4 protein-coding genes are annotated in these 4,875 nt (G+C 48.7%); all 4 read right to left on the reverse strand.

The window, feature by feature from the left end:
* A partial coding sequence (locus PHI74_07845; GenBank protein MDD5485921.1) for a hypothetical protein occupies nt 1-369 on the reverse strand: 369 nt, incomplete at its 3' end.
* A gap of 410 nt (nt 370-779) precedes the next feature.
* Nucleotides 780-2,678: an Ig-like domain-containing protein gene (locus tag PHI74_07850; protein ID MDD5485922.1), complete on the reverse strand. Its 1,899-nt coding sequence runs from the start codon at nt 2,676-2,678 to the stop codon at nt 780-782.
* Between the two features lie 6 nt (nt 2,679-2,684).
* Nucleotides 2,685-4,046 carry a cohesin domain-containing protein gene (locus PHI74_07855; protein ID MDD5485923.1) on the reverse strand — a complete coding sequence of 454 codons (1,362 nt, stop codon included), beginning with the start codon at nt 4,044-4,046 and terminating at the stop codon, nt 2,685-2,687.
* Nucleotides 4,043-4,875, reverse strand: an 833-nt coding sequence (locus PHI74_07860; GenBank protein ID MDD5485924.1) for a hypothetical protein, incomplete at its 5' end; no start/stop codon positions are given. The genes PHI74_07855 and PHI74_07860, both read right to left, overlap by 4 nt.

Here is a 4,875-nt window from a genome sequence, read left to right on the forward strand (position 1 = left end):
ATTGATCAGAACGGGAAAGTTGGCGTAGGTGGTGGAGGGAGTATCTACATTATCGACCTTGGTGTGGTCGATGGTTATCAATTTGCGGTAATTCCAGCTTGGGTTATACCAGTTCGATGCATCGTTGAAGTCGCACTGGAATATCACGTCATCTTCTGTGATGTTACTCGTCGAACCGAATGTGTTATTTGGAACGTTTGCAGCAGCTGCAGCAGCAGTTGGGGGGTTGGCAATAATTTCCCCTCTGAACGCCCTAGCTGCGGATTTTGTTGCGTTGACCTGTGTCGTCGCCAAAGCAGGCATCGCCGAACTCGCTATAATCGCACTTACCAATGCGATTGTACAAAAGATACGTATTATCTTTTCCATATTCCCTCATCTTCTAAATAGATACGTATTATCCTTTTCATATTCCCGCATCTTCTAAATTCTTTATCACTTAATTGCAGTCCCACCTGCAATGCATAGCATACTAGCATTGCCAATACCACCCTCACCTAATTTCCATCGCGTAGCTTTTTATACGGTTCTTCAATCTACTATGAGATGGTTACATTTGTGATAATATTGCCATTTATCGACAATATTACTATTTGGCAATATACAGTAGTTACTAGGTTATATAAAGGACTTTCGGTTATGAATTATTCTACCGTTCGATAGCCAGCGTAGGGCTTTTCCTTCCCATAGTCAATTGAGAACATTTATGATTTTTAAGAGGAGTAAAATCGAGGTTATGCTGCTTTTTCTCATTTCATTTCTTTCTTTTTTGTTACCGCCTATGTACAACAGTATGCACCACCGATCAGGATACAAAAAGGAGAATAGCCAGTACAACAGCTTAAGGGATAAGAAGGGTTACCTGCACGGTTCTTCACCTTCGTCGCATCGAGCACGTTTATGATGCCGTCGCAGTTGACATCCGCAGCCCATTCGTCATCCAGGGGATAGTTCGGGTTGCCGGCACGGTTATTCACCTTCGTCGCATCGAGCACGTCCACCACGCCGTCGTTGTTCACGTCGCCGCAGAGCCCTTGTATATCTGGTGGGTTGTAGGTGACCGTTATCGAGGTTTCATTGGTATTTTCTGAGGTGTCGGTTGCCCTTGCATAGATGGTGTTTGAGCCTTCAGCAAGGGTTACCGATTTACTCCAAGAGGTTGTTCCCGTTGCCGTCTGCCAACTTCCGGAATTGAGCTTTACTTCCACTTTGCTTAAAGCGATGTTATCCGAGGCGGTTCCGTTGACGGTTATGGTATCGGTCGAGAATACCTGTCCGCTTGCTGGGTACGTGATGGAGATCGTGGGGGTTGTTGTGTCTGGTGGGTTGTAGGTGACCGTTACCGAGGTTTCATTGGTATTTTCTGAGGTGTCGGTTGCCCTTGCATAGATGGTGTTTGAGCCGTTGGCAAGGGTTACCGATTGGCTCCAGGAGGTTGTTCCAGATGCCGTCTGCCAACTTCCCGATCCGAGTTTTACTTCCACTTTGCTTAAAGCGATGTTATCTGAAGCAGTTCCTGTAACCGTTATGGTGGAAGTTGAGAATACCTGTCCGCTTGCTGGGCACGTGATGGAGATCGTTGGGGGTGTTGTGTCTGATGGTGGGTTGTAGGTGACCGTTATCGAGGTTTCTCCAGTATTGTATGATGTGTCGGTTGCCCTTGCATATATGGTGTTTGAGCCGTTGGCAAGGGTTACCGATTGGCTCCAGGAGGTTGTTCCCGTTGCCGTCTGCCAACTTCCGGAATTGAGCTTTACTTCCACTTTGCTTAAAGCGATGTTATCCGAGGCGGTTCCGTTGACGGTTATGGTATCGGTCGAGAATACCTGTCCGCTTGCTGGGTACGTGATGGAGATCGTGGGGGTTGTTGTGTCTGATGGACTTTCATTGCTGTAAATTATTATGTCACTGACCCATTTCACTGAGAGCCCACTGCTTGATGGATATCCATCGAAACCCAGGCAACCATCGTAATAATGCCAGTATTCCTCATCCATGCACTCGTGCATATCCCAGTTCCCGAATACATGATAACCCCAGGGATTCGTGCTGTTATCCGCAAAGAAAATGAGCCTCATGCCTGTGAAATAGCCGGTATCGGGATACCCCGCACCCTGAGGCTCACTGGTAATCGACTCCTCGCCGTTATACCAGCCCCCACCATTATACCAGCAGAGAGCCATCGAGCCCTGCCTGCTGTTCAGCGTTTCATTATCGCGGTTGTTGTAGACGTTGGTGTAATTGAACCACCTGTCGTTTGTATAGTGGAACCACCTGTCGAAATCACCAGTAGCCGAGATCTTCACCTCATCGCCAGGGGACATGCCACCCACTAAATCGCACAAGTCTTTGATATCCGTCCCTTTCACAGGTCCAAAATCCCAGCTCTTTACGTTTATATCCTCAGCAGGATTCCACGGATCGGGATTCCACGGATCGTTGTAATCAAAAAAGACAGGTCCCTGATGGTAGTAATGCGTCACCCCGTCTCCCAGCACCGGCAGATTATCTCTCATCCACTGATAAGTCACATTCGTCTCGTTCAGTATCGTCTCGCCATCAGGGGCATACTTTACCACGTGCACCTCTGTCGTCGGTCCGATTGCCTGTACAGGCATCACTGAGAGTAGCAGTGCGATTCCAAGACATGACATTACCAACAACATATCCTTTTTCATTTCTTATCACTTCGAAAGCCGTATAGCTGGAATCCAATTGTCGTAAGTTTTTCCATTTGCGTCTATAAATCCAGTGCAGTGGATAAAACTGCCATCCAGCGTTGTATAGTCCCGTTCGTGTATTACCTGTGGATAAGAGCCAGTTATTATCGTATAATTGTAAGTTTCACCTGCCTTTAGCGTGAAAGGCTCGTCAAAAGAGACATTATGCCAATCGCCTTGGTACCCTGCCCAATTTGCAGTTACGTTCCACGAGCTGTTTTCAATTTTCACGTATTCGGTGTGTCCTCCGGTTCCTAGGCAGGGGTATGTGTAGAGACAGCTCACGTTAAAGTCAGAGCTTGGACGAATCCTGAGAGTTCCCTCATACGTGCCAGAAACAGAGGGGCACGGATTATCTGGTGCACCGGTGTCAATTATTTCCAGTTCAAGTCCCGTGCACGTGTAGGTGCCGTTCGTGTATCTGTTCTCTATGGGATTGCCATCGGTGTCAGATACGGTGCACCAGGTTGGATCGAACAAGAGGTCCGAGGTGCCGTCCGTCAAACATTCACCGTGCAGCGTTAAGGTTGCCAGCTTGTAGGTGCCTGAAGAAATGGGGACCATGGTTAGGTAGTTGTCCTCCAGGACTCGAACCACGCCGGGAGCGTAGGGGGTGAACATGTGGGAGCCGAAGGGACTGGTGCTGAAGTCTGCCGAGGTGACGTTCACGCAGCTCGGATCGAAGTGAAGGTCAAACTGGTAGGCAAGGGCACCGTATGTCAAGCCTGTGTCATCATAGTCCACCCAGAGCTCGACTTCTGTATCTTCATTATAGTCACCCGGGCTATCCGAAGGGACGAGATAGGCGTCCCAGGGAACCTCCTCGGATTCTAGGGTAAATGAGCCGTTGATCACCGTTGCCGGGATGCTATGATAGTCGATATCTGTTAACGTAGTGATATGAAGGTTTAAGGGAGTTGAGCTGCCAGCACTGCCAACTGCGTTGAAGGTGACGTTTGCAAAAATGATGTCACCGCTCACCCCTGCTATGTTCCAGGCAGATATTCTGGCGATGCCGGTGGTATTGTCGATGCTCCAGGCAATAACGGTTGAGTAGGGGCCGCTAGAAATACCAGTAATGTGAACCACTTCAGGAACATACGAAATGTTTATGGTGCCGGTGCTGTAATTTTGCACGTTACTGATTAATATAGGGGCAGTTACAGTGCCACTGGGTTGAGAAGAGATGTTGGCAATAGAAACGGTCGTGGTTGCTGATGCTTGCGTAATCGACAATGCAAACCCCAATACCAGTAAAAATGAGAGAAAGGTAAATCGTGTAGTAAAAATTTTACATATTTCTTTTTTATCAATGTGGAATTTCATTGCAAATCTCCCCGCATGCGGAGCAGGAAGAGAGAAGCTATAAGCAAAGCGAAGCATGCGAAAAGGGACTCAAAACCGGGAATTTCCGGTGTAGGCAAGGGAGTTACTTCTCTGGTTGGCAGGGGTGCTGGAGATGAAGGTGGAGGTGGGGTAGGAGTGGGGGTTGGCGTAAGTGAAGGTGAAGGAGATGGAGTAGGGGTTGGAGTGGGGGTTGGAGTATTAGGTCCACCGGTATCAGATTCTGGTCCTATGCAGGCATAGGTGCCGTTCGTGTATCTGTTCTCTATGGGATTGCCATCGGTGTCAGATACGGTGCACCAGGTTGGATCGAACAAGAGGTCCGAGGTGCCGTCCTCCAGACATTCACCGTGCAGGGTGAGGGTTGCCAGCTTGTAGGTGCCTGAAGAAAGGGGGACCATGGTTAAATAGTTGTCCTCCAGGACTTGAACCACGCCGGGAGCGTAGGGGGTGAACATGTGGGAGCCGAAGGGACTGGTGCTGAAGTCTGCTGAAGTGACGTTCACGCAGTTCGGATCGAAGTGAAGGTCAAACTGGTAGGCAAGGGCACCGTATGTCAAGCCTGTGTCATCATAGTCCACCCAGAGCTCGACTTCTGTATCTTCATTATAGTCACCCGTGCTATCCGAAGGGACGAGATAGGCGTCCCAGGGAATCCCAGCGGATTCTAGGGTAAATGAGCCATTGATCACCGTTGCCGGGATGCTATTATAGCCGGTATTTTTTAACGTGGTGATATGAAGGTTTAGGGGAGTTGAGCTGCCAGCAGTGCCAACTGCGTTGAAGGTGACGTTTGCAAAAATGATGTCAC

It is taken from the genome of Methanocellales archaeon, from assembly GCA_028715985.1.
GTDB lineage: Archaea > Halobacteriota > UBA148 > UBA148 > UBA148 > UBA148.